We start from the raw sequence: 23922 nt of genomic DNA, 5'->3' as shown, positions 1-23922 counted from the left end.
GGAGCCATTATGTTGTCAACTATAAAAAAAGCGCGTCTTGCAGTTAAAAAAACAAGCACTATTTTAAGTCATGCAACAGGCTCGCTATTGGAAACATTGCGAGAAGAGCTTGGCATGACTGATGCGCATCATAAAAAGCAAATCGAAGCGCTGTTGGATACTTATTGCTTAGCACCTTATTTACCTGACGAGGTTTACGATTCAGAAGCTGATATTTATCCTTACAAACAGGCATCTCATATGATGTTTGAATGCTCGACACTGATTGGTGCCAGTGAAGAAACAGTGACTATTCTCACCAGTATATTAACGGATATTTTGCCACCGGAAAGTTGTTTTCATGCTTTGTTTTGGGCATCGCCTAAAATTGGCCACATGATTGATGAAATGGAACATCAACGCAATCAAGGCAGTGAGGTTTTAAAAGCCCTGGCACACCGACGAGCTGAATTTTACCGCAAAGGGGTGTACAGCTCATTAACTAAAGAAAGCAATTTTGTCTTGCGTGATTTTCGTTTATTTTTATGTATTTCAATTCCGCGCAAATCCATAGAAGACGATCGCTTGTTGCTTGGTAGTTTGCGCGAAGACATCAGCAACAATCTAAAGTCAGTCAATATTATTTGTAAAGAACTGTCTATTGAAGAAGTGATTAGCTTAAAGCGGGAGTGGCTCTTTCCAACCGACAGCTTGTATGAAGAAAAAACCAATTACGATACCAATACTGAAATTCGTTTTCAACTGACTGACATTGAAGCGAGTATGCGGGTTAAATCCAATCAAATAGAGATTGAGCGAGAAGAAGATACGAGGGTGATTAAATGCTTGTCCGTTAGGCAATATCCTAAATCCCCTGTGCAATGGCAACTGGGTGATTTATTTGGAAAAATGTTTAATACCTCTTTGCAAATAAGTTGTCCCTTTCTTTTTAGTTTTGCAATACGAATTAAAGATAAAGACAAGGTGATGGCGGCATTAGATGCCAAGTATGCTGATGAAGGGCAAAATGCCAAACAACCTTTTATTGCCAAATGGGTCAAAAATTTTAACAAAAAATACGCAGAAATTGAGGAGTTAAGAGAGCGGCTCAGTGGCGATGATTCTTTGGTTGATTCCTATTATAACGTTTTATTGTTTACAACACCTGCCAATGTCCGTCGCGATGTACGACGTGCCAAGGATGTATTTCGTGGTAACCAATTTGATTTACGCACGCCAACAGGTTTGCAGTTACAAACACTTCTAGCCTCCATGCCCTTTGCACCTGCTGAAGGTATGTTTGATGATTACAAATCATTTGGACGGGTAAGACCTTTAACCAGTTTTAATACGGTTAACTTATTACCTATCCAGGGGGAATGGAAAGGGGCAGGACGATTTGCTCAGGTCTATCCACAAAGACGAGGGCAATTTACCGCTATTTATTTTTTTGACAACGTAGTCAGAAACTATAATGTCGCTATTGTAGCTCCTCCTGGAAAAGGAAAATCCTTTTTAATGAATGACTACATTCAAAGTCTGTTATCCCAGGGGGGCTTTGTTTATATCATTGATGTGGGCGGTTCATACGCTAAATCTTGTGAGATGTTGAACGGACAGCTTATTGATTTTAATCATGACACTGAAATTAGCCTAAACCTCTTTTCTACAATTGATGCACAAGCCAAAAATGATACTGCATTTAAAGACGTTCACAATCAGCTAATACAACTTGTAGGTATGATGGCAAGACCATCAGGTAACGTCAGTGATGAAGAACGAAGTCATATTGAGAAAGCCATTGAGGCGATGTGGCGACAACATCACAATGCTACAACTATTACTCTTATTGCTCATCACTTAGAAAGTAGTAACGATCCTATTTCTCAAAATATTGGGCGCCTGTTGTATAGCTATACTAAAAACGGTCGTTATGGCAGTTATTTTGAACCGCCTTGTTCGCTCGATTTTAAAAGAAATTTAGTCATTTTAGAGTTGGGTGGTCTTGATGGAAATAAGGATTTGCAGCGCATTGTATTGAAAATCTTAATGTATCAAATCACCAATGCGATGTATTACACGCCAAAGCACATTCCCAAAAGCTGCTTGATTGATGAATCCTACGAATTACTTTCAGACAATGGTACGGGTGGCAGTGCTAACTTTGTTAACGAGGGCTATAGGCGTGCGCCTAAATACGGTGGTAATTTTATTACAGTGACTCATGGCTTAGATGATTATGAAAACAATCCAACTGCCAAAATGTGTTACGACAACGCCTATTATAAAATCTTTTTAGGTGCCTCCAAAAGTACGATTGACACTTTAAAAACGAGTAATCAGTTGGATGCTTATGGCGAGCGTTTAATCCGAAGCCTTAAAATAACTAATGAATACTCTGAGTTTTTAATGATGTGTGAAGAGAATTCAACAGTGCATCGTTTGATTGTCGATCCATTTTCACGCGTCTTAAACACTACACGTGGTCCTGAAGTCGAGGCCTTGAAACGATTAATGGCAACAGGTTTGCCATTGGCTGATGCCATTTCCAAAGTTGCCCTGGAGGTGTATGGCTATGTTTAAGACAACTCAAGTATCTCTTTTGACCGCACTCATCACCAGTATCTTAGTTAATGGGATTTTTTTTAGTGCTTTGAGGCGGCCAGATATTGCAACCATTGATATCTTGTCAATCACCTCCCAATTTATCAAAGAGGAAGCGCAAAAAAATCATTCCAACCTTGAGAAAGAAGCAGAAATTAAAGCATTTTCGCATCGTTTGGAATCAGCGTTACAAGACTTGTCCCATTCCAAATCGTTGGTGTTATTACCAAGAGAAGCGGTCATTAAAGGCAGCACTGATTATACAGCCACCCTCATGACGATGATCAAATTGGAGCATAAATCGTGAAAAAGCTTCTGTTGATTATTTGCATGCTCTATCTCCCTTTTGCAGAGGCTAAAGACTATGGTGTCTTTGGCAAAACCTTTGAAATTGCTGAAATAGATTTTTTAGAGTACATCCAGCAAAAAATGAAGGGGATGCAGGTTAATGGGGAATGGAAGACCGTACAATCTGAGTTTAAAAAACGGGTAAAAGAACATGTGGCACGCCCAACACCTATTCGTTTGCCGAGAGCAGAAGACAATAGAACGTGGTTTTTTAATCCATCACTTGCTGTGCCTTACGATGTGAAGGACAGTCACGGCCAAGTGATTGTTAAACAAGGCACTGTAATTAACCCCCTGGATAGAGTGGGCTTGAGTAGCACTCTCCTGTTTTTTGACGGGGATGATGAGGCACAGGTTGCATGGGTTACCCAGGAATTAACGCAGCACCAAAAAGTAAAATTAATCCTCACCTCAGGCTCTGTAAAGGAAGTTGCGAATCAATTAAAGCAAGCTATTTATTTTGATTTAAATGGATTTTTGGTTGCCAAATTTCAAATAAAGTATTTGCCGGCGCGGGTTTTTCAAGCAGGGAAGCGGTTGCAAATTAATGAGGTGACTGTATGAAAGCCTTTTTTATTCTTATTGCTTTTTTAGCTTCTGGGTTGACCCAAGCAGGATCTTGTCATGGTCGTTTTGTAAATCCCATTACTGATGTCTGTTGGTCGTGTTTGTTCCCGTTCAGTTTAGGGCAAGCTAATCTCGTTTCCTCCAATCATTTGCCAGACACTAAAAATCCCAAACTGCCTGTTTGTGAATGCCCAGGAAATCCTATACCGAGATTGGGATTAACAATGGGTTATTGGGAGCCTGTTAACTTAGTGGATGTAACCAGAACCCCATTTTGCTTAGTTAATTTAGGGGGAATTTCTTTAAATTTTGGCAAGTATTACCGCAAAGGTGCGGTGGAAACAGATAGTAATTTATCCAATCAATCATTTTACCACGTGCACTGGTACAAGTTCCCATTGATGTATTGGTTGAATGTGTTAACTGATGGGATTTGTGTTGAAAAAGGAGACTTTGACATTGCTTATCCGAGTGAATTGGATGTGATGTGGAATGACGATGAGCTGGGTTTCGTCATTAATCCTGAGGCGGTATTGTTTGGTAGTTTACCCGCACAAGCGGCTTGCGCTGCTGATTCAAGTACCGCTTTATTGGGCAGTGCCATTGACAAACTCTTTTGGTGCGCAGGAGCTCAGGGAAGCATGTACCCTTTAACGGGGCATGTGCAAGAACATGTTGGCGGGGTTCAGGCATCAGTCTTACTGTCTGAGCGTATGAATTTTAAACTGCACCGCCAGGGACTATTGGAAGACACAGTAGGACTTGACGATTCGACAAGCAGCGCAAAATCCATTTGTCATACTCATTATTCCCCTATTTTGCCCAAATCACGTTACCGCTATCAAATGGTCAATCCTTTACCGACTACTAATGCCTGTTATCCCCTTGGGCGTGCTACGACCCTATGGGAGGCAGGGCACGAATATCCGTTTAAGGGCGAGGATTTTGGGTATCTGATCTGGCGCAAACGCAATTGTTGCGCCTTTTAACGATTAGGAGATGTGATGAAAACAATACGAATGAACACTTCTTTCTTGGTTGCATTATTTTTGTTGTCATTTCCTGCACTTGCAGAAGATGAAGCCTATATTGCGTCTATTGAGGCGAATACAAAAAATCGCGCCAATGCTTTTACAAATGAAATAAAGCAAATCAGTAAGTCTCTTGAGACTTCAGAAAAATCGGGTCAAATTGCAGAATTTACCGGCGAGATGCATCAAGTCATAAAAACACAGGAGCCCATTGTAACCCACTTAAAAAAAGTCAGTCAGGTACTCGTGTTCTTATCGTTTTCAATGCCAGAAAAAAGTCTAAAAGCCTGGCTTTTACAATGTAAAAAAAGTGGAGCAACACCTGTGATTCGGGGACTAATTCATAATTCGTTTAAAGAAACGATGACGGCTATTCAAACGCTCAGTAAAAAAACAGGAATTGGGATGCAGCTTGATCCTATTCTTTTTAAAACCTTTGATATCGCTATGGTTCCTGCAGTGGTTTATGTGAAAGACACCCCTGCTTGTCCTGCCAATATGGATTGCAAACCGGTGAGTTACGACAGTCTTTATGGTGATGTATCGCTGGACTATGCTTTGGAAAAAATGAGGGGAGATGAGCAGTCAGAAGACCCCGTGTTGGATCAAATGATTCTTCGGTTAAGAGGGGAATTAATCTAATGAAAGGCTTCGTTTTAGTTTTTTTAATCCTTTGTTCACAGGTTTTTGCACTTGATTTGAATCAGGCGTATCAAGAAGGCGTTCAGACCGGAACAAGCCATACCAATCAATCCATTGATTTATTAAAAGCACTGGATCTGAGCCAGTTTCCTGGCTATCAAGCCAATCTGCCGCAAGAACATTATTATAGTGGCGTCACGCAGGCAAGCACAGGTCTTGAAGCCGATTCGCAAACTGCCGTGGCTCAGAATGATGCAGGAAAGGCAGTAGGCGAAAGTTTTAATCATCGCCCCTTGTATCAAGTAAATCCTGCCTCGGAATCAATGCAAAAGTTAAATCAAATCGCGGAAAATGGAGATGCGATTATGCATGGTCAAAATACCGATAAAACCACCTGCTCTTTAAAACCCAAAGAATGCCATTACTCATGGCAGGAAAAAACATGCCTGTCTAGCAAGGTATTAGGTGTATTGCATTGTGCAAGACACTTAAGGTTAGATGTTTCCCCCTACAAAACAGAAAGTTACAGTCTATACCTGCGAAAAGGAGGTATGAGGAATACCCCTTTTAAAGTCTCAGTTAATCTGGCACAAGCGGATACCTGCCAACAAGGCAAAACTCCTTGCTATACGATTTATAAGGATTTAGCACCAGCACCAGCGATTCTATTGCCTGCCAATTGCGCCATGGTGAAGGTCAGTTTCCTTGATGAAAAGAAATTAGTGGTTGTTGAGCAAACAGCTACATGCGCCAATCCCACCCTATCATTGTCTGTTGGCAATTGTCGATTCGGTCGCTGCACAGTGCCCTATGTTCACTCCGTTTCGATGACGGTAGAAATTTATGAAAGCAAAGAGTATTGGGACGACCAATGCCAACATTTGCAAAACAAAGAAAAAGAGGGGTTGTGTCATATTACTGAGCCTCTAACATGCACTGAGCCCAATCAAACACGGATTATTGGCGATGTTCCATTGACCCGCCCTTGCTGGAAAGAGAGAGCATCCTACACCTGTGGTGGTAGTCAGGAGCAAAATACGTGCGATAACCTAGTTAATCAAGGATGTGAGCAGACTGCTTCAACTTGTGTGAAAGAAGAAGCAGGACTTTGCACAACCCATCAGCAAACGTATCAATGCCCGATAAACCAATGTACTGACAACCAACTGTTGTGTGGCGAGGATGCTTTTTGTTTGGATGGTAATTGCGCGAAACATGAACTAACCCCAGCCAATGAAGACGATTTTAAAAAAGCAATGTCCACCTTATCCGCCGCCTCGGATGCCTCAAAAGACTTTGATGGCAATGCCAATTTTATTTTCAAAGGTCAATTGCTTGAATGTTCAACAACAATGCTCCATTTTAAAAATTGTTGCAGTGATAAGGGGTGGGGTCTGGATCTTGAGCTGGCACAGTGTAGTGATGCTGAGAAAAAACTGGGAAAAGCTCGAGAAAACAAACTGGTAGTACCTACGGGTGAATATTGTTTTAAACGCAAAAAACTCCCTATTGGCTCGGTCTGTGTCGATCATCACCAGACTTACTGTGTCTTCCAATCTAAATTAGCCCGTATGGTTCAAGTACAAGGAAGACGTGATCAGTTACATATTGGTTTTGGCCAAAATAAATATTCAAATTGCTCGGGTATTACGCCTGAGCAATTGCAATTAATTCACTTCGAAGCCATTGATTTTTCAGAATTTTATGAGGAGGTAAAAAATAAACAAAAACAACCGGATTACCAACAGACTGCCAATGGAATAAGCCAGCGCCTTAATCAATTTTACAATCAAGGAGACATCAATGGCTAGATGGTTTTTTGTTTTGTTGGTTAGCGTGAGTCCTTTTTTGTACGCCGAGCAGCCTTATCTTAATGAGCATGAGGAAGGTTGGTATTGGCATAAGGATCCCAAAGAGGAAGTCAAGAATAAACCACAAACCGAGTCAGTGGCACCTTCACATGTAAGTAAACCTGCCGATCCTGATAAAACATGGAAATTGATTGGTAATAGAGTGCAACAGGCTCGCGCACAAGCTATTTTAAATCCAACTCCTGAAAATATTGCTCGTGCAAGACGATTACAACGATTGATTGTGGCACAGGCTAATCTGTTTTCTGAGAAATGGATGCTCGATCTGCTAATAAACCCCGATCAGGATGAAAGTCTTATTAATCCGAGCAGTAGTGCAGCACGTGATATCTACAACCAGCAAAACAGCATGCAAAAGGAAAAGGCGATTACTCAAATTAGTCAAACATCTGGTTTGTTGTATTTCTATGAAGGTGGTGAACCATTTAGCGAGCGCATGGCCCAAGTAGTGAGTGATTTTGCGAACAGTTATCACATGACTGTTATTCCAATTGCCATGACCAATCGCATCTCCCCGATGTTACCTAACTCACGAGTTGATTCCGGTCAGGCAACTCAGATGGGTGTTAAACACATTCCTGCGGTTTTTGCTCTTAATCCAGTATCTAAAAAAACCATGCCAGTTGCTTATGGCTTAGTCAGCCAGTCGGAATTGAAGGAAAACATTTTAATGGCAAGCAACGCTTTTCAATCGGGAGATTACAATGCGCAATAAATTAGCTATTTTTCTAATATTAGGAACGTTATTTTCATCAAGCCTATACGCCGATATTGATAATGCACCGCTTCATGCCCTTGCCAAACATCAAGGATTTTTCTTTTTTTTCAGTTCGAGTTGTCCTCATTGTCAACGCTTTGCACCCACGCTCAAACGCTTGAGTCAACACTATGGCTTTAGCGTAGTTGCTATTTCTGTTGATGGAGGCTTTTTACCATCCTTTCCTGATGCGGTGATGAATGAAGGACAAACGAAGGTATTTCAAGTCAGTGTTTATCCTTCTCTTTTTTTGATTAACCCAAAGAGCCAAGTGGCGAGTCTTGTTACTGAAGGCACTATTGATGAAGGCGAACTAACCAATCGGTTACTAAAAATTAGCCAGATACATGACAAAGAGGTGCCTTTATGAAAAAAATTCTTCTGTCTTGTGGGTTAATCGGTGCACTTGGCATCGGACAAGTGTACAGCAAATCAATAGGTGAGGATTTAACTGGTTATTTTAAAGCTCTTAATATGGGCGCGAATGTAACAGAGCCGCATGCTTACCAAGCGCAGCGTGCTGGTTTTTATACTGGCGGTAATTTATACGCTAGAAGCAGCGTACGTAATCTGCAAATCATGCGTTTGAGCTGGCCTAAAGTGTCCGCAGGCTGTGGCGGCATAGATGCCACGTTAGGTGGGTTTTCTCACATCAAAGGTAAAGAATTTGTCGATTTTACCAAGAATATATTGAACAACTCACAAGGTCTTGCCTTCCAATTGGCCCTAGAGCAAGCAACTCCTCTTTTAGGTAATGTGGCAACCAAATTACAAAACGTGGCTACCTGGGTGAACCAAACCAATATCAGCTCGTGCGCAACCGCGGAAAGTGCCGTACTGGGTTTAGCCCCACGCACCCGTATTGCACAACAACATGCCTGCCAATCCATCGGTCAATCCAAAAATCTCTTTTCAGACTGGGCCGAGGCACGACAAGGCTGTGGTAAAGGCTCCAGTAATTATGATTACGACAGAGTGATTAATGAAAACAGCAGCAATGAGCAGGTAGTTGATAATACCAATGTGGCGTGGAATGCGTTAAAGAAAAACGGCTTATTTGCAGATGATATCGAATTAGCTCAACTCATGATGACCTTATCAGGCACCTTAATTCTGACTCGCGATGCAGAAGGGGTGCATGTCCAACGCCTGTCTTCCTTAGTAAGTAATAACAATTTAATCAGCGCTCTTTTACGCGGTGGCGAGGTAAAAATCTATCAATGTGATGAAAAGGTCAAATGCTTACAACCCACCTTAACCAGTAAAAACATTGATATCAGTCATGGTCTTGAATCAAAAGTTCGTGATCTGATTTTGGATATGGCAAGCAAGATTAAAGACAATGTGGAGCAAAGTGAGGCCGCTAAAGGATTAATTGAGTCCACACAATATCCGGTGATGAAAATGGTCAGCGTTCAAATGGCCTTTATGAAGGACAGTGCAGTGATTGACACTACACGTTACTCAGAAGCCATTGCCATCGATATTTTATTTCAATATTTGAATGAAAACCTGCAACTCGTTAAACAAGCAGCAGGAGCTCTGCAATATCCAGAAGCAATAATGAAAGAGTTTCAAACTGATCTCACCCAGGCTCGTCGCGACTTGGTTCAAATGGAAGGTAGCGCGCATCAGCGAATGAGCATGGCGATGCAGATGATTCAAGAAACTCAAACCATCGAGCAAATGCTTGTAGGCGAATTTTCATCAGAGCTCACTCAGTCTTTGAGTTGGGCTAATCAAATGAGGTGAGTGAAATGGCTGTTACGATGCAAATTTATACGATTACCGGTGGTGAGTTACTTAAGGCGTTTTATAACGCCACCGCAGCTATGTTTCACTATGATGGAATACTTGGGATTTTTAGAACAGCACTGATTATTGGTGGGGTTTGGACTGTTGGCCAATTTATTGTAAAACGTGATGTGCGCAGTATGTTCTTCTTTATTTTAAAATATGCTTTTGTTATTTCATTTATTCTAACACCTACCTGCAATTTGCAAATCCACGATAGAACTGATCCTCTGCGACCAGATTTAACGGTTGATAACGTGCCCTTAGTTTTGGGTGTTGTAGGAGGATTAAGCAGTCAGCTAAGTGATAAAATAACCCGGCTTTTTGAATTCTTCTTTCATTCACCTAACGATATGGATTACAGCCAAACAGGCATGATCATGGGTGCGAAGCTCTTTTTATCAGCAAGTAATATAAAAATAACCGATCCGTTGTTTAATGCAAACATGCAAAAGTTCATGCAGCAATGCGTGTTCTATGATGTGATGTATGGACGATATGGCTTAAAAGACATTAATCAAGCAAGAGATATTTGGGAATTGGTTAAATCCAATGCCTCTGTTGCTCGTGGGTTTATTTACGATGGTTCATTTAAATCGTGTATGGAAGCCGCTAGTTTATTAGACAGTGCCTGGAGTGGCGTGATTGAAGATGCCAAATCTAAGTATGCAGGTTTTGCTTTTGGCAATCATTCAGATGCCCTAGCTAATTTCGAAAAATACTTACCTCAAGCTTATAATCATTTAACCGCCATGTCAGGTGATGCCGCAGCACTTATTCGGCAAAATATGATGGCCAACGCCATTCGCGATGGCGTGTTTTCTATGGGCGCACGTGTGAATTCAAAAGCGGCCATAGACAGTTTTTCAGCCAGTCGAGCACAGGATAAAATACCCGCGGCACTCAGCAACATTGGACTAATGTCCGCCTATTGGTTGCCCATGTTGCAAAGTCTTTTATTTTGCATTGTTATAGGGTGTTTTATTTTTGTCTTGTTTTTTTTCCCCTTTCCCTCCGGCATTTCTTTTTTTCAATTTTACGCAACACTGTATGTCTGGCTTGCCCTATGGGCACCGATGTTTACTGTTATTAACTACATCATGACTATTTTGGCGCAGTTTTCATTGTCCTTTGTGTCAACAGGGGCGACTACTTTGGCCTACCAAACAGGCATGAATCAAGTCTATGAAAATATGGCTGCCTTGGGAGGCTACTTAGTCTTGGCGACAACCACATTGAGTTATATGTTAATCAGTCGACACGTGGGTAGTTTTGTATCACTCACGCAACAACCAACAGGTATTGTTCAAAATGCCGCCTCCTCTGCGGCAGAAGAAGCACAAATGGGAAATTACAGCTACGGAAATACCAGTTTTGCTAATCATAATGGGTTTAATAGCAGTTCTTTTCATAACGATCAAAACGCCAGAATATCATTGGGTGGTATTGAAACAAGCCTTGATAGTGGTTCAATTGCGCGAATATCGCGTGATGGCAGTGAAACACTGACGATGGCAACTGCGACCTCGCATACCCCGCTTAATATTCAATTAGGAGAAAGCACGCGATCTGCATTTTCTGAATTATCCGACAGTGCTAAAAGTGCTGGGTTCAATAAATCAATTGCTTCATCAGAGCACTATGCGGCATCACTCAGAAGCCTGGCAGAGCTTGGTGAAACGCAATCACATGGGGAACAAAGTGGGCAGGGACACCAAATATCCACTTCAGCAGGCTTTAATGCGGCGGCATCAAAAATATCCAATCTCATTGATACCTTTGCTCACGATCATAATATTTCTCGGGATGACGCGACTAAAGTTTTAAGTGCTGCCAGTATTAATTTAGGAGGATCGTTTGGTTTTGGAACCGGTTCTGCAGTACCTGGGGCAAAGGGTAATATTGAGATTGGGGGAAATGTGCGTCATGAACGGGACAAATCAGAATCCCATCAAGACGCACGCTTGATGAATGAAGCGCGGCGCTTTAGTGAGGAACACCATTTTACAGATGTGGTGAATGAGGCAAGACAAGCCACCAAGGACGATCATTTCCGCACTTCTGATGATTTTAGTGGACGCTTGGCTAATAACTTTTCAGCAGGCTTTGATAAATCTATGCAGTATCGAGATGAAGCTGTGGCGAGTTTTTCCGAATCAGAGAGTTATCACCGACAAGCAACTACTTCCAGCGAACAAACAGCATCTATTAATCTTGATGCTCAAACAGGATTTATTGATTGGTTATCACATCATCGTGCACCTAATAGTCAGGGCACTATTGGGTTGCAACAGGCAGAATGGCTAATTCGTCACGATCCTGAATTAGCTCAGTCTTATGCAAGACAATTTGTTGGTGAAAAAACCGCGCAATCAATCAGCCAATTTCAAAAAAATCATCCTATTAACGAAAGTCAAGTGCACCAAAAAAATGAAGGATTTAAAAGTCGTATTGCAGGTAGTGCGGGGGTTGATCATGCCCTTGGGGATTATACCAATACGTTCAATGACCGAGCAAAGAACATCAATGCAGGAAGCGTCAATAAAGATTCGGTTAGTGCAGTTGATAAGGATTTTGCACGCGCCAAGTCAGAGATGTCCAAGAATGTTGAGGGCATAGTGCAAGACGGGTCGCAAGTCATGCAGGATGTCATCGTTGCCCAGGCAAACAAGGACGTAAAATGATGCTTACCAGGATCGGGTTCCATAAGGGTTTCCAGAGGTATCCATACCACTGCTTCCTGACATCGGCCGACCTGAGCTTGGGTTTATGCTCACAGAAGAGCCGTAGTGGTTTGAACGATGGTAATTGGGCGACTCATGTGAGGAAAACGGCTGGTTTAGTGATGAACCACCGTAGGATCCAAAAGAAAATGCAAAGCCTAGATCTGAGAGCATCAAATCAAAGCCAAAAGAGGCACCAAGCCCAAAAGCCGCTAAAGGTGACACAAGGAATAAGAGCCAATCGGTGCAGTAAAAAAATAAGGAGTCTTTGTTACTTGGGAAATCACCAAAACAAAGAAATAGTAACACCACAATTAAAAGAACAAGAGAACCGATTCCCATTGATGCCAAACGCAGTTTTTTTCTTTGTTCAGGGGACAATTCATCAAGTGAGCTTATCATCACTTGCCCTTTATAGTTCTTCTCCATTGGATTTTCTCCTTTTTATTCATTGTAGCCTGATTTTCACTTTTTTTATATCGATTCGGAGTCAATGATGGCGGTAAATCCTACAAAATTATTTATTCGCGGCGGTCAAATCTTTTTGCACAATGTCCGCATGTTCACACAGGTAGGTAAGAAAGTAAGCCTTGCTATGCTGATAGTTTTTTTTATTTTCTCAGTCATCGCTTTTTATTTTAATACCAGTGCGTATCAACGTTATATTGGCCAGCAATGGGTTAAAGCCCAGGCAATGACTTTAATACAGAGCAAAGCCAAGCAAGTGGTTCGCATGCCAACGGGTGAATCTTATCCAGTGTATTCAGCGCAAATTGTAAAAGCTCCCATGGTCATCGGCATTGTTAATCAATTAAAACAAGCTCTACTTAAGAGCATGATAGAGGCACTATTTGCCTCTGTCATGATGTTAATTGTCATGGTTAAGTGGTTGCAAAAAAGAGGGGAAAATCAAAGTAAAGCTAAGATCATTCGCGGCAGTGAGTTAGTTGATGAAAACACGTTACAAAAGTGCATCAAAAAGACAAGCAGGATTTCTCCTTATCGGATTGGTGGTGTATCTCTGCCCTTTGGTTCTGAAACCCAGCATATACAAATAGTCGGAACCACCGGATCTGGTAAAACTGTTGCTATTCGTGATCTATTGACGACAATACAAGCTAGGGGTGAGCGCGCGATTATTTATGATAAAGGAGGAACTTATTTATCCCGTTTTTATCGTGAACATCAAGATGTAATTTTAAATCCCTTAGATACGAGAGGCCATTCCTGGAATGTCTGGGCAGAATGCGAAGACAAAGCAGATCTTGAAGCACTTGCTGAGGCCATCATGCCGATGCCCATCAATAACACCATGGATCCCTTTTGGATTAAAGCCGCGCGTATGATTTTCGTCTCGACTGCCAATGAGCTAAAAAATGATCCTAAACGCTCCAATCTGATGTTATTGCAATATTTGCTCACAGCAGACTTAGGTCGAATTCATCATTTACTGCGTCATACTGAATCAGAATCTCTGGTATCCGATAAAGTACAAAAGACTGCTTTAAATGTGAAAACCGTAATGGCTACTTATTTAAAATCCTTACTGTATTTGAAAGATGATGGGGACATCTTTTCGATTCGCGACTGGATTTTGAATGAGCAGAATAATTCCTGTTTGTTTGTCAGTTCTGATGGGCGCAAACACCCAACCATCAGACCACTAATTTCGGCCTGGATTAATACTGCTACCAAAGAACTCTTAAGTTTAGCGCCTGATGATAACCGCCGTGTTTGGTTTATTTTGGATGAGCTGGCTACCTTGCATGCCTTACCTTTTTTAGCCGCAGTTAAATCAGAAAGTCGCAAATTTGGTGGTTGCTTCTTATTAGGTCATCACGGTGCATCCCAGTTGCGTACCATTTATGGTAACGATGGTGCCGCGTCCCTTTCAAATCTGTGTTCGACTCGATTGTTCCTACGCTTACCCGAACATACTGATGCGGAGCACGCCTCCCGCAATATTGGTACATACGAAATTGAAGAGGTGAATGAGTCCATCAGTTATGGGGCAAACACCATGCGTGATGGGATTTCAGTTTCTCGTCAAACTAAAGAAAAACAATTGGTTTTACCAACCCAAATTCAGGTAATCAATGATCTACAAGGATATTTGCGCGTCAAAGGGGAATTTCCTGCGGCAAAAATAAAGCTTAATTACGTTGATTATCCTCTCATTCATGAAGAATTTATTGCACGAGACATTGATCCTGATCCACTTCGTCAAAAAGTAGAGCAATTGGTGGACACCTACAGCGATCCCATCCTTGCCGCATCCCATGATGATGCTTTAGAGGCTGCAACTTCAACAAAAAAAGATATCACAAAACCAATTGCAAGAGAAAAAAAGCTTGAGGAAGAAAAAGAGCTTGTTGAGTTTTTATAAGAACAAATTGGGGGGTAAGCATGTTAAGTCTTCAGCCATTAGACAGTGCCGATGGAGCCGCAGCCTACTATCTAGATGTCGTCAATTATTATGAAAACGATTCTAAAAGTGTTCGTTGGTTAGGAGATGGAGCGAAAATTCTTGGGATCCACGGGCAAGCAGTAGAAAAAGAACAGATGATTGCCCTTCTGAAAGGCATATTACCTGATGGTACTCAACTCGGTCGAATCGATAAGGATGGTATTCATCATCGCCCCGGTTTTGATATGACCCTTACTGCCCCAAAGTCTTTTTCAATTTTACTTGAAAGTGGTGCTGATCCAAGGCTTGGAGAGGTGTTTGATAAGGCCGTAGAATGGTTCGTTGAAGAAATGGAAAAGGAGTTTGCACAAGCCAGGCAACTTGTTGACGGCAAAATTGAATATATTGATACCAGAAATTTAGTCATTGCAGCATTTCGTCAACCAAGCTCTCGTGCCAATGATCCTAATTCACATACGCACCTTGTAGTTCAAAATATGACCCACTGCCCAGATGGGAAGTGGCGCTCGCTTGCCAGTGACATGGATGGTCAAAAAGGCGTGGTTGAACAAATCATGAAGCACCATATCTATGGCGGGCTTAAATTTCGTAACAAATTAGCGAATTTAACCAAAGAACTTGGCTATCAGCTGGCATCTGATGGTGATGGTTTGTGGGAAATCCAGGGTGCACCTGAGCAGGTATTAACTCATTTTTCAAAAAGAAGGGAATCCATCGAAGCATTACTTGACGAAAAAGGCTGGAGTGGTGCTAAAGCATCCTCGATTGCGGCTCAAAAAACAAAATTGGATAAAGAAATCATTGATTATGAGAAATGGAAAGAAGACATCATCAAAGAATGCCAGGAAATGGGCTTTGATCCACATCAACTAGTGGCTTCATCGTATAAGCCTCAGAAAAATCTCTTTCAAACTTTAAAGGAAAACATTGTTGAGCGCTTTTATGGTAAGGATAACATCGAAATGACTCATGCCAGAGAGTCTGTGTATGTGGCCATTGAATCAATCAGTCAACAGCATGCGGTGTTTGAGGAAAGGGAACTTAAAAAAGAAGCGCTAAAATATGTAATCGCCAGCAATAAGATAATCGATGAAACCTTAATTAATAAAGCCATTGATGAAAACATTGCAAATCAAAACCTGTATACGGCAAGACACCCCTTCACACAAAAGCCTTTATTGACAACGCCCTGGCAACTAACACTTGAGAGCGAGGCCATCCAGCGTATTGAAAATGGTAAAGGTGCTGTTTCTGCTATTTGTTCGAAACAAAAAGTCAGTGAGTTTATAAAAGCAAAAGAACAGGAGATGGCATTTGCTTTATCCCCTTCACAGAAAAAAGCTATGACAACCTTCCTAACCTCAACAGACCGATTTATTGCCATTCAAGGGTATGCAGGAACTGGTAAAACCACGATGCTACGTTTGACTCGTGAATTAGCATCTCTTCAGGGCTATGAAATTCGTGGTATTACCGCAGGCTCGGCAGCCGCCAATGAACTGCGCCATAAAGGAGGGTTAAATGCTTCTACCTTTGCAAGAGAGTTAGGGAGATTGCAAAATCAGAAACAGGACTTAAGTAAAACCATATTTGTGGTGGACGAAGCCTCTATGTTATCTAATCCACAAGGACATAAAATCATCAAACTGGCAGAACAGTTTAATACCCAGTTAAAGATCATTGGCGATAAAGCCCAGCTTCCTTCCCCATCCAGCGGGAAATTATTCTCTGTCATTCAAGATTATGGGATTAAAACCGTTGCCATGACGGATAATCTTCGCCAGAAAGACTCAGAATTAAGGGAATCAGCAATTCATGCTGGTAGAGGTGAAATCTATGATGCCGTTGATAAGTTAACTCATGTGGAAACGCTTGATACTTATTTAAAACGGGTTGATTATATTTCAAGTAAATGGTTGTCATTAACACCAGAAGAACGCCAAAACACACTATGCTTTGCCCCAACGCACAGAAATCGCCAGGATATAACTCAGATTTTACGAAACGCTTTAATTCAAGAAGGGACACTAACCGGACAAGAGCATCTGCAACCCATATTAAAAGAACGCAATTTAACTGGAATTAAGCTCAGAAATGCAGCTTATTATAGTCAAAACGATATCATTCGTTTTAATCATACTATTCAGCGGTATAACATCAAAGCAGGAGATTATTTAACTGTTGGGCAGGTCACTAACAAAAACAAGCATAATAATACACTGATTCTTAAGCATGAAAATGGTCAAGCCATAAAATTTAAATTGTCCTCACTACCTGAATTTAGAACTGAAAACAAAGATTTGGAACGGCCTGTTGAAGTATATCGGCGAGAACAATTGAGTCTAATGGCCGGTGATCAAATTCAATGGAAACGTAATTCTGAACACAATGGTATTCGCAACTCTGAATTGGCAACCATCAGACAAATCAACAATGAGGGAATAACAATCATAACGGAAGACAATCAAACCCTACACTTACCTCACGGAGCAAAAGAACTACGACATCTTGATCATGGCTATGTACTCACGACCTATGCTACCCAGGGAAAAGATAAAAAAAGAGGTCTTGGCCTTATTGAAAGCCAAAACCGATTTGCATCAACCATCCAAAACTATTACGTGGAAACAACCCGTGGTATTTGGGAAATGATAGTAGTCACGGACGATAAAGATCATCTGGTTAAAGCCATTACCACCAATAACAGTGACAAGTACTCCTCAATGGATATGGTTGATTCAGATACTCTGAAAGCTCATGAAGCACGTTTTAAAGAGCACAAAAACAGCATAGTCTTACAAAATGCCATTGAAAAAAAATTATCGAAAGAACAGGACTGGAAGGGCTTGGAACAGACAGTAGAAACCTATGTTCAATGCAAACAACAAGGGGAAGATCGAAAAGCGGCAAAATTAGCATTTGCCATTGTGAATGATCCCAAATTGTATCGCCTTGCCAAAGAACGCTTGGGTTTTGGTGTTAGTACCTATCGGCGTGAAGCCCTGCGTTTCCAAACCTCGAAGTTATTACATTCACTACCCAAATCAGAAAGGCAGGATTTTTCTACTGTCAGGCAGTACGTGTTTTTAAACCAACAAATCCTTAAACGAAGTCAGCATATCAATGCCCAATCGTTGGATAATGGAATTTCAAATCAGAATAAACAAGCTCTGCAACAACAGTCCGCTAAACGCAATGCAGTAGCTTTTGTAATTAGTAGGGATCTGGAGCGTTATAAACCTTATTTGCAGCATTTTTCCATCGGAGAACTAAACCGAATTGGATTGCCACAGCATGAATATGGCAAGGAATTTAAAAAAGCACAGATGCGCCTGGAATCACTTGGCAAGCAGGCAACAAGGGACTTAATACGTACCAATATTTCGCTTTATTTAAACGCACAAGGCGAAGAGAAAGAAAGGCTTGCAGTCCAAATTAAAAGAGAATCCAAGTTATCACATTCTTTTGTTTTAACCCATGCAAAAGAATTGAATCAAAAGCCTGAATCATTATGGCAATCCATACATAAAGATGCGCGTTTGCATAGCGATAAATTGTTTCGAAATGGATTAAGTGCTGAGGGAAGATTGGCGTTCGATAACATCAAAGCCTATAAAGCATTACAGCTTGAGCTTAGAGAAAATTGGTCAGCAAGTTTAAAAGAAGCGGGAAACAGTGAAGGGAAGAGTAGTAATCCAAAATCTATTGAGTTACTCACCCGCCGCAATGAGTTAGCTCACGAATTGATGCAAAACAAAGCCATGCCTGAAATAGCCTCTTATTTCAAGCTGGATTTGGCAAAGTTAGCAGTACAAACAGAAAAACAGCAGTATCGGGAAAACATCAAGCAATTTACGGCAAGTAAGTCTAATTTCAAAACACGTCTTGCAGTAATTAATGAGATTAAAAATGATATCACTGGCCATTATCCCTTTATTAAAGAAGCAAATATTGAATCTAAAACCCTTAGTAAATATCTACGAGTTACCGACAGAAAGGAACGATTATCTAATATTTCTTCACCTGAGAAAAAAGACTATCAATGTTTCCTGACTTACAAAAAAGCCAGTATGCAAACTTACAGGCTTTGGCAGCAGGCGCACCTTAATAAAGCTGATGGCAATGTACAAAATAACAAGCTGATATCAGCAGCAATCAGTCAGTCATCAAAACGTGATGCATTGGCTCATCAATTAAAAGGCTCAAAGTACCTTGATTCAATTTTATCCTATGAAAAAGGCAACAAAGAAAAGCTGTTAGCCCAGGCTAGCAACCACCAAATAAAATTGCGTGAAATTAAGGAGCTAAATGAAGTCGTACACACACTATCAATGCAGTTCCCTAGCGTCACAAACTCTAATTCTGCAAAAGAAATATCAGCCTGGAAAAAGAACTGGTTATCTCTTTCCAGTCATATGAAGCAAATTGAAAAGGGCAGCGGTTATCAATTAGCTTTGCAAGAATATCCATTGAATGTGTCATCTGTAAATACAATTAATAAGGAATTAGAAAATAACTACGATTTTAAGCCAGAAACGATCACCCAAAAATCATTGCAATCAACCAATCCGGTCTTACAAAAAATCCAACAATCTGCACAATTTTTGGATGCCAGAATTATTAATGAAGCTCTGATGGCCGACCCAGAAACTACCTATAAAACAATCTGGGGTGAGCCAAAAACACAAAACTCCAGAGAGTTACGTTATTCTGGTGGCTTAATTGTAAGCTTGAAAGGCAAGGACAAAGGCTTATGGCATGATTTCAGTGACGGAATAGGAGGCGCGCCGATTCAAGCGATTATTGCTAGAGATAAGCTGTCCTTTAAAGAAGCACTCTCTCAAGCTGCGTCCATGGTAGGCATAAATCAATTAGAAAACCTTTCCATATTCATAAAAGCCCCCATTTCCAGTAAAAATGAATTACAAAAATTAAATGACCTTGAAAAGAAGAACAAAGTAATTTCTGCAAAAAGTATCTGGGATGGTTCTATTCTTGCAAAGGGAACATTGGCCGAAAAATATTTAAAACAACATCGGGGCATAGAATCCATTGATAAAATGGATATACGTTTCTGGCCCACTGGATCTCAATGGAAAAACTGCAATGAACAAGGATTATTGGAAGATAAAGTTAATAAAATCCCAGCATTAATCATTGCTGCAAGAAATGAAAAAAATGAACTAACAGGCGTTCAACGAATTTATCTGGACAAGCAAACAGCCAGTAAAAATAAATTCATGGACAACCCAAAGCTATCCAAAGGAATCATAGACGGCAGTTGTGGCGTTATTCAAAAAGGAATGCAAGGATCCCGCCTTTATATCGCCGAAGGTTTTGAAACAGGTGCTTCCATCGCTCTCGCGGACAGCAAAGCCACAGTTTTATGCTCCTTTGGCGTTTCAAACATGAAGAACTTAAGCCCAATCATCAAAAAATTCCATTCAAAAGAAGTTGTTATTGCAGGAGATAATGATGGAGAGTTCGCTAAATCACAACAAGCCATCGAAAAAACAATTAATGCCTTTAAACAAGATAACTTAAGTGCCAGAGCAGTATTTCCCGATGGGTTGCAGGGAAAAGCAAAAACAGACTGGAACGATATTCATTTAAGCAAAGGGATTGCAGAAATCCAAAAGCAACTAATGAGAAAGGATATAGGAGCCATTTCCTCAATCGTTGATAAGCCAATTGAACTACCAAAAACAATTGCCGATTTTGTACAAATAAAGTCCATGAAGTTAAGCGGCAGCCAAATCATTTCCATTAGAGACAATGCTGCAACCATTGACAATAAAAGAGACTTAAATCAATTAGTCGCAGCTTACAACAAAAGTCAACAAGCATTAGAAAAATCTGGCTCCTTCACTCCTGAAAAAACACTGCCCACAAAAACAAGGAGTGAAATAGAAATGGATCGTTAGATACACCAACCATAGCATAGCGTATGCTCACACTGAAAATATCTGCCATTGATACTAAATCAGGTGTTCATATTATTTTTCTGTTTTAAACACATAATCTTAGAGAACCCCCAAAGGATATTGGGACAATCAAGGGACATAACCACTTCGGTAATTCAGTGCCTCAGACTCAAAAAATACCCGTTTGAACTATAATTAAACACATCGGGTCTTATTTATAGAGGGCAAAGGATGGCCAAACTAAATCCAATTTCGTTTGAAGAAGCATTAGAGAATTCAACCAACAAAAATAGATCCATATTGTTGGGTAATGGCTTCAGTATTAGTTTATGTGAAAATTTTGATTATAAATATCTATACAAACAAGCACAAAAGTTAGCAGATGAAGGGGAGATATCCATAAGTAAGAGCATCAAAAATCTATTTGATGACATCAATACCTGCGATTTTGAGAAAGTGTTGGACCATTTAAATATAACTATAGAAACCATAAAACATTATCCTAAAGCGGAATTACTCAACAGAACTCTCAATAAGGATAAGGATAATCTAATTGCCGCTTTCTACAATACAATAAACTCTGTTCATCCCAAATTCCAAAGCGACATTTCTCCTGGTACTTTCATAGCATGTTTAAAAATATTATCAAACTTTAACAAAATATTTACTACAAACTATGATCTTTTACTGTATTGGATAATTATGAATAGGACTAATCAACATTTAGACCTGTTCAATTTACATGATTTTGACTTTTCATCATTACCACATGACGATGGATTTACGCGTGATATGAATACCAATGATTTTCCAAAATGGAATAATAATCTTTCAAGGGGTCCGCAAGATGTTTTTTACTTACATGGAAGCTTATTCATTATTAATGCTATAGAAAATTTTATTAAGATTAATAACGATAGCAAAGACGGGCGCATTTTAGAACAGATAGATAAATGGTTGAAGGATGACCAGCAACCATTAATTGTTTTAGAGGGTAATTATAAAGATAAGGCTAAAAAAATTTATAGACACTCATACCTTCGATGTTGTCTAAATGCTTTATCTACTTTAAAGGGTGATCTATTTTTAATCGGCTTTTCAATAAACGATGAAACGGACAAACACATCATTGAAAGCATTCAAGAATCTGTGATTGAAAGGGTTTATGTTGGGTACTATAAAGAATTAGATAAAGATTTTGAAAAAAGAATAAAACAATTATCGTATACAAATGACCCAAGCAGAGAAAGAGAACTATTTATTTTCAATACAAATGAAGCAATACAATGGAAAGCTATTAAGCTAGTTACTAAAGGTAAATAGTTATCTACAACTGTCCCATATGTGTCCCATAATCCGGATGGTGATTTTGAAAACAACCTATAACCATTGGTATACCTGGTGCCGCTGCGCGGAATCGAACCGCGAACCTTTTGAATATTAATCAGAAGAATTGAGTTCATATATATATGATAAAACTCAATATTTGAGTTTGTATTATATATTCAGGGGCAATTATGGGGTACTGCATTTTTGTCTGTAAGCAAAAACAAACTTATTTGTTTGATTTTTTGCCTCATTATTTTACTTTTAGCGAATCGAAATGGGTGGCGCAAATGCCTTTAGTAGAGTTTACCTACTAGGAGGTGACCGCCAGTAAGACCGAACATAAATGGGATCGCTGTATAGCTTTCTCCAATGTTGCCTTACAAAAACGGTTTTTTTGCTATGTAGCATCAAGTACTCCTTCAGTTACTTCCCTAGTAAATCCTAGGTTTTGAGCTTTATTGCCCTGTTCCAATAGCAATTTTCTCAAAGTGAAATAACATAAGGCGGAGCGCCACTGTTTAATTATAGAGCATAAATGAGTCCTAATTTTCTAAACTAGACTAAAATTAGATAAAAAGGATAAATAATGATAAAAAATAGTGAAAAGGAATCAATAATCCGCATTAGACCATTTTTAAAATGGGCCGGCGGTAAGTTCCAGATAATAAATAAAATTCGTGCGAGCCTACCTAAAGGGGCTCGTTTGATTGAACCGTTTGTAGGTTCAGGAGCAGTTTTTTTAAATACGAACTATAACAAGTTTATACTCGCTGATATTAATGCTGATCTAATTAACTTGTTTGAACATTTGAAGTTTGAAAAGCATGATTTTATCCATTTTTGTAAGCAATTTTTTACTGCTGAATTTAATAAAAAATCAACCTTCCTATCATTGCGTACAGAATTTAATTCAACTACAGATAGCCACTTGAAGGCTGCACTATTTATTTATCTCAATCGTCATGCTTTTAATGGCCTCATGAGGTACAACAGTTCTGGCATGTTTAACACGGCTTTTGGGGATTATAAAAAACCTTATTTTCCAGAAAATGAAATGTTGGTTTTTATTCAAAAAGCGGAAAAAGCAGAATTTAAATGTGCTGATTATAGCGTAATTATGGGAGAAGCTATTAAAGGAGATGTAGTTTATTGCGACCCCCCATATGTTCCATTATCTGCATCAGCCAATTTTACAAAATATCATTCCACAGCTTTTGGACAAGAAGACCAGAGACGATTAGTTGAGTTAGCTAAAGAACTGGCTGCGAAGGGGATTCCTGTAATTTTATCTAATCATGATACGGCTTTTACTCAGAATTTATATCAAGGATCAAGCATTATCAGTTTTGAGGTGCAACGGAATATCAGTTGTAACGGGAGCACAAGGGGACGAGCACGTGAAATGCTTGCCCTATTTAATTAGGGGTGTTGCCATGAAGCAGGGTGGTTCATATGCAAATAGTAGCGGAAAGGTTCTTGAGGGATTAGTAGAGTTCGCTCTAACAAAAAAGGGCTTTACTGTAACTCGTTATAAGGATTGGAAATTAAACCCTTCGAATTTTGGCGAAGAGCTATTATTAAAAAATGTGCCATATGAAGGAATTTATAAACATGCCAGTACCACCGAGTTTGTCTTAATATCTAAGGCATATAACTTAAATACAAGAATTGAATGTAAATGGCAACAAGTTTCTGGGAGTGCTGATGAAAAACTACCTTATTTGTTTTTGAATTGTTCTGAAAAAATGTTTGAGCCCCATATTATTATTTTACTTGACGGGGGTGGTTCAAAGACTGGAGCAGTAAATTGGCTACGTGAGGAGTGTGATAAATTTAATTTAAGCCAGTCAAATGCTTCAAAACGGCAAATAGACTTAATGGATATGACCGATTTTGTTAAATGGGTTAATACAGTTTTTAAATAG

Annotated in this window: 16 protein-coding genes; 15 read left to right on the top strand and 1 reads right to left on the bottom strand. The window is 39.9% G+C overall.

Annotated elements, in window-relative coordinates; genetic code table 11:
- The first annotated feature begins 9 nt into the window (after window positions 1-9).
- Genes traC through Lani_RS01080 form a run of 10 tightly spaced genes read left to right on the top strand, consistent with a single transcriptional unit; the run spans window position 10 to window position 12277 of the window.
- On the top strand, window positions 10-2562 hold the full coding sequence (gene traC, locus Lani_RS01125; RefSeq protein ID WP_015444241.1) for a type IV secretion system protein TraC: 2553 nt from the start codon (window positions 10-12) through the stop codon (window positions 2560-2562).
- Window positions 2555-2890, top strand: coding sequence for a TrbI F-type domain-containing protein (locus Lani_RS01120; RefSeq protein WP_015444242.1), 336 nt, complete (start codon window positions 2555-2557; stop codon window positions 2888-2890). The genes traC and Lani_RS01120 overlap by 8 nt, the downstream gene beginning before the upstream one ends.
- A complete protein-coding gene (gene traW / locus Lani_RS01115; RefSeq protein ID WP_010947799.1) occupies window positions 2887-3495 on the top strand; it encodes a type-F conjugative transfer system protein TraW in 609 nt (202 codons plus the stop codon). The genes Lani_RS01120 and traW overlap by 4 nt, the downstream gene beginning before the upstream one ends.
- Window positions 3492-4487, top strand: coding sequence for a conjugal transfer pilus assembly protein TraU (gene traU / locus Lani_RS01110; protein WP_010947798.1), 996 nt, complete (start codon window positions 3492-3494; stop codon window positions 4485-4487). Before traW ends, traU begins: the two co-directional genes overlap by 4 nt.
- Before the next feature lie 15 nt (window positions 4488-4502).
- Window positions 4503-5171, top strand: a complete 669-nt coding sequence (gene trbC, locus Lani_RS01105) for a type-F conjugative transfer system pilin assembly protein TrbC (RefSeq protein ID WP_015444243.1) — start codon at window positions 4503-4505, stop codon at window positions 5169-5171.
- Window positions 5171-6982: a type-F conjugative transfer system mating-pair stabilization protein TraN gene (gene traN, locus Lani_RS01100; protein WP_010947796.1), complete on the top strand. Its 1812-nt coding sequence runs from the start codon at window positions 5171-5173 to the stop codon at window positions 6980-6982. The genes trbC and traN overlap by 1 nt, the downstream gene beginning before the upstream one ends.
- Window positions 6975-7757 (top strand): type-F conjugative transfer system pilin assembly protein TraF, encoded by a 783-nt coding sequence (gene traF / locus Lani_RS01095; protein ID WP_010947795.1) that lies wholly within the window; start codon window positions 6975-6977, stop codon window positions 7755-7757. Before traN ends, traF begins: the two co-directional genes overlap by 8 nt.
- Window positions 7747-8169: a type-F conjugative transfer system pilin assembly thiol-disulfide isomerase TrbB gene (gene trbB / locus Lani_RS01090; RefSeq protein WP_010947794.1), complete on the top strand. Its 423-nt coding sequence runs from the start codon at window positions 7747-7749 to the stop codon at window positions 8167-8169. The genes traF and trbB overlap by 11 nt, the downstream gene beginning before the upstream one ends.
- Complete coding sequence (locus Lani_RS01085) at window positions 8166-9551, top strand: conjugal transfer protein TraH (RefSeq protein WP_010947793.1); 1386 nt, start codon at window positions 8166-8168, stop codon at window positions 9549-9551. The genes trbB and Lani_RS01085 overlap by 4 nt, the downstream gene beginning before the upstream one ends.
- Before the next feature lie 5 nt (window positions 9552-9556).
- On the top strand, window positions 9557-12277 hold the full coding sequence (locus Lani_RS01080) for a conjugal transfer protein TraG N-terminal domain-containing protein (protein WP_015444244.1): 2721 nt from the start codon (window positions 9557-9559) through the stop codon (window positions 12275-12277).
- 3 nt (window positions 12278-12280) lie between these two features.
- Here Lani_RS01080 and Lani_RS20075 read toward each other — a convergent pair whose 3' ends face one another.
- Window positions 12281-12745: a hypothetical protein gene (locus tag Lani_RS20075; protein ID WP_021437030.1), complete on the bottom strand. Its 465-nt coding sequence runs from the start codon at window positions 12743-12745 to the stop codon at window positions 12281-12283.
- A 64-nt stretch (window positions 12746-12809) separates the two neighbouring features.
- On the opposite strand from Lani_RS20075, the gene traD reads away from it, so the two are divergent.
- The 5 genes from traD (at window position 12810) to Lani_RS01050 (ending at window position 23922) form a co-directional block, all read left to right on the top strand.
- A complete protein-coding gene (gene traD / locus Lani_RS01070; RefSeq protein ID WP_010947791.1) occupies window positions 12810-14702 on the top strand; it encodes a type IV conjugative transfer system coupling protein TraD in 1893 nt (630 codons plus the stop codon).
- A 20-nt stretch (window positions 14703-14722) separates the two neighbouring features.
- Complete coding sequence (traI, locus tag Lani_RS01065) at window positions 14723-20668, top strand: conjugative transfer relaxase/helicase TraI (RefSeq protein WP_010947790.1); 5946 nt, start codon at window positions 14723-14725, stop codon at window positions 20666-20668.
- Between the two features lie 231 nt (window positions 20669-20899).
- The gene (locus tag Lani_RS01060; RefSeq protein WP_010947789.1) at window positions 20900-21991 is read left to right on the top strand and encodes a DUF4917 family protein; all 1092 of its coding nucleotides are present in this window, start codon (window positions 20900-20902) and stop codon (window positions 21989-21991) included.
- Between the two features lie 592 nt (window positions 21992-22583).
- Window positions 22584-23420: a Dam family site-specific DNA-(adenine-N6)-methyltransferase gene (locus tag Lani_RS01055; RefSeq protein ID WP_010947788.1), complete on the top strand. Its 837-nt coding sequence runs from the start codon at window positions 22584-22586 to the stop codon at window positions 23418-23420.
- A 10-nt stretch (window positions 23421-23430) separates the two neighbouring features.
- Window positions 23431-23922 (top strand): PD-(D/E)XK nuclease superfamily protein, encoded by a 492-nt coding sequence (locus Lani_RS01050; protein WP_015444248.1) that lies wholly within the window; start codon window positions 23431-23433, stop codon window positions 23920-23922.

The organism is Legionella anisa (assembly GCF_001467525.1).
GTDB lineage: Bacteria > Pseudomonadota > Gammaproteobacteria > Legionellales > Legionellaceae > Legionella > Legionella anisa.
The sequence above is the reverse complement of the archived record's forward strand: the minus strand, read 5'-3'. Positions and strand labels throughout refer to the sequence as shown.

What these genes read in the sequence shown, in the direction of transcription:
- traC (WP_015444241.1), top strand. Translation starts at nt 10, where the DNA reads ATGTTGTCAACTATAAAAAAAGCGCGTCTTGCAGTTAAAAAAACAAGC.
- Lani_RS01120 (WP_015444242.1), top strand. Translation starts at nt 2,555, where the DNA reads ATGTTTAAGACAACTCAAGTATCTCTTTTGACCGCACTCATCACCAGT.
- traU (WP_010947798.1), top strand. Translation starts at nt 3,492, where the DNA reads ATGAAAGCCTTTTTTATTCTTATTGCTTTTTTAGCTTCTGGGTTGACC.
- trbC (WP_015444243.1), top strand. Translation starts at nt 4,503, where the DNA reads ATGAAAACAATACGAATGAACACTTCTTTCTTGGTTGCATTATTTTTG.
- traN (WP_010947796.1), top strand. Translation starts at nt 5,171, where the DNA reads ATGAAAGGCTTCGTTTTAGTTTTTTTAATCCTTTGTTCACAGGTTTTT.
- traF (WP_010947795.1), top strand. Translation starts at nt 6,975, where the DNA reads ATGGCTAGATGGTTTTTTGTTTTGTTGGTTAGCGTGAGTCCTTTTTTG.
- trbB (WP_010947794.1), top strand. Translation starts at nt 7,747, where the DNA reads ATGCGCAATAAATTAGCTATTTTTCTAATATTAGGAACGTTATTTTCA.
- Lani_RS01085 (WP_010947793.1), top strand. Translation starts at nt 8,166, where the DNA reads ATGAAAAAAATTCTTCTGTCTTGTGGGTTAATCGGTGCACTTGGCATC.
- Lani_RS01080 (WP_015444244.1), top strand. Translation starts at nt 9,557, where the DNA reads ATGGCTGTTACGATGCAAATTTATACGATTACCGGTGGTGAGTTACTT.
- Lani_RS20075 (WP_021437030.1), bottom strand. Translation starts at nt 12,745, where the DNA reads ATGGAGAAGAACTATAAAGGGCAAGTGATGATAAGCTCACTTGATGAA.
- traD (WP_010947791.1), top strand. Translation starts at nt 12,810, where the DNA reads ATGATGGCGGTAAATCCTACAAAATTATTTATTCGCGGCGGTCAAATC.
- traI (WP_010947790.1), top strand. Translation starts at nt 14,723, where the DNA reads ATGTTAAGTCTTCAGCCATTAGACAGTGCCGATGGAGCCGCAGCCTAC.
- Lani_RS01060 (WP_010947789.1), top strand. Translation starts at nt 20,900, where the DNA reads ATGGCCAAACTAAATCCAATTTCGTTTGAAGAAGCATTAGAGAATTCA.
- Lani_RS01055 (WP_010947788.1), top strand. Translation starts at nt 22,584, where the DNA reads ATGATAAAAAATAGTGAAAAGGAATCAATAATCCGCATTAGACCATTT.
- Lani_RS01050 (WP_015444248.1), top strand. Translation starts at nt 23,431, where the DNA reads ATGAAGCAGGGTGGTTCATATGCAAATAGTAGCGGAAAGGTTCTTGAG.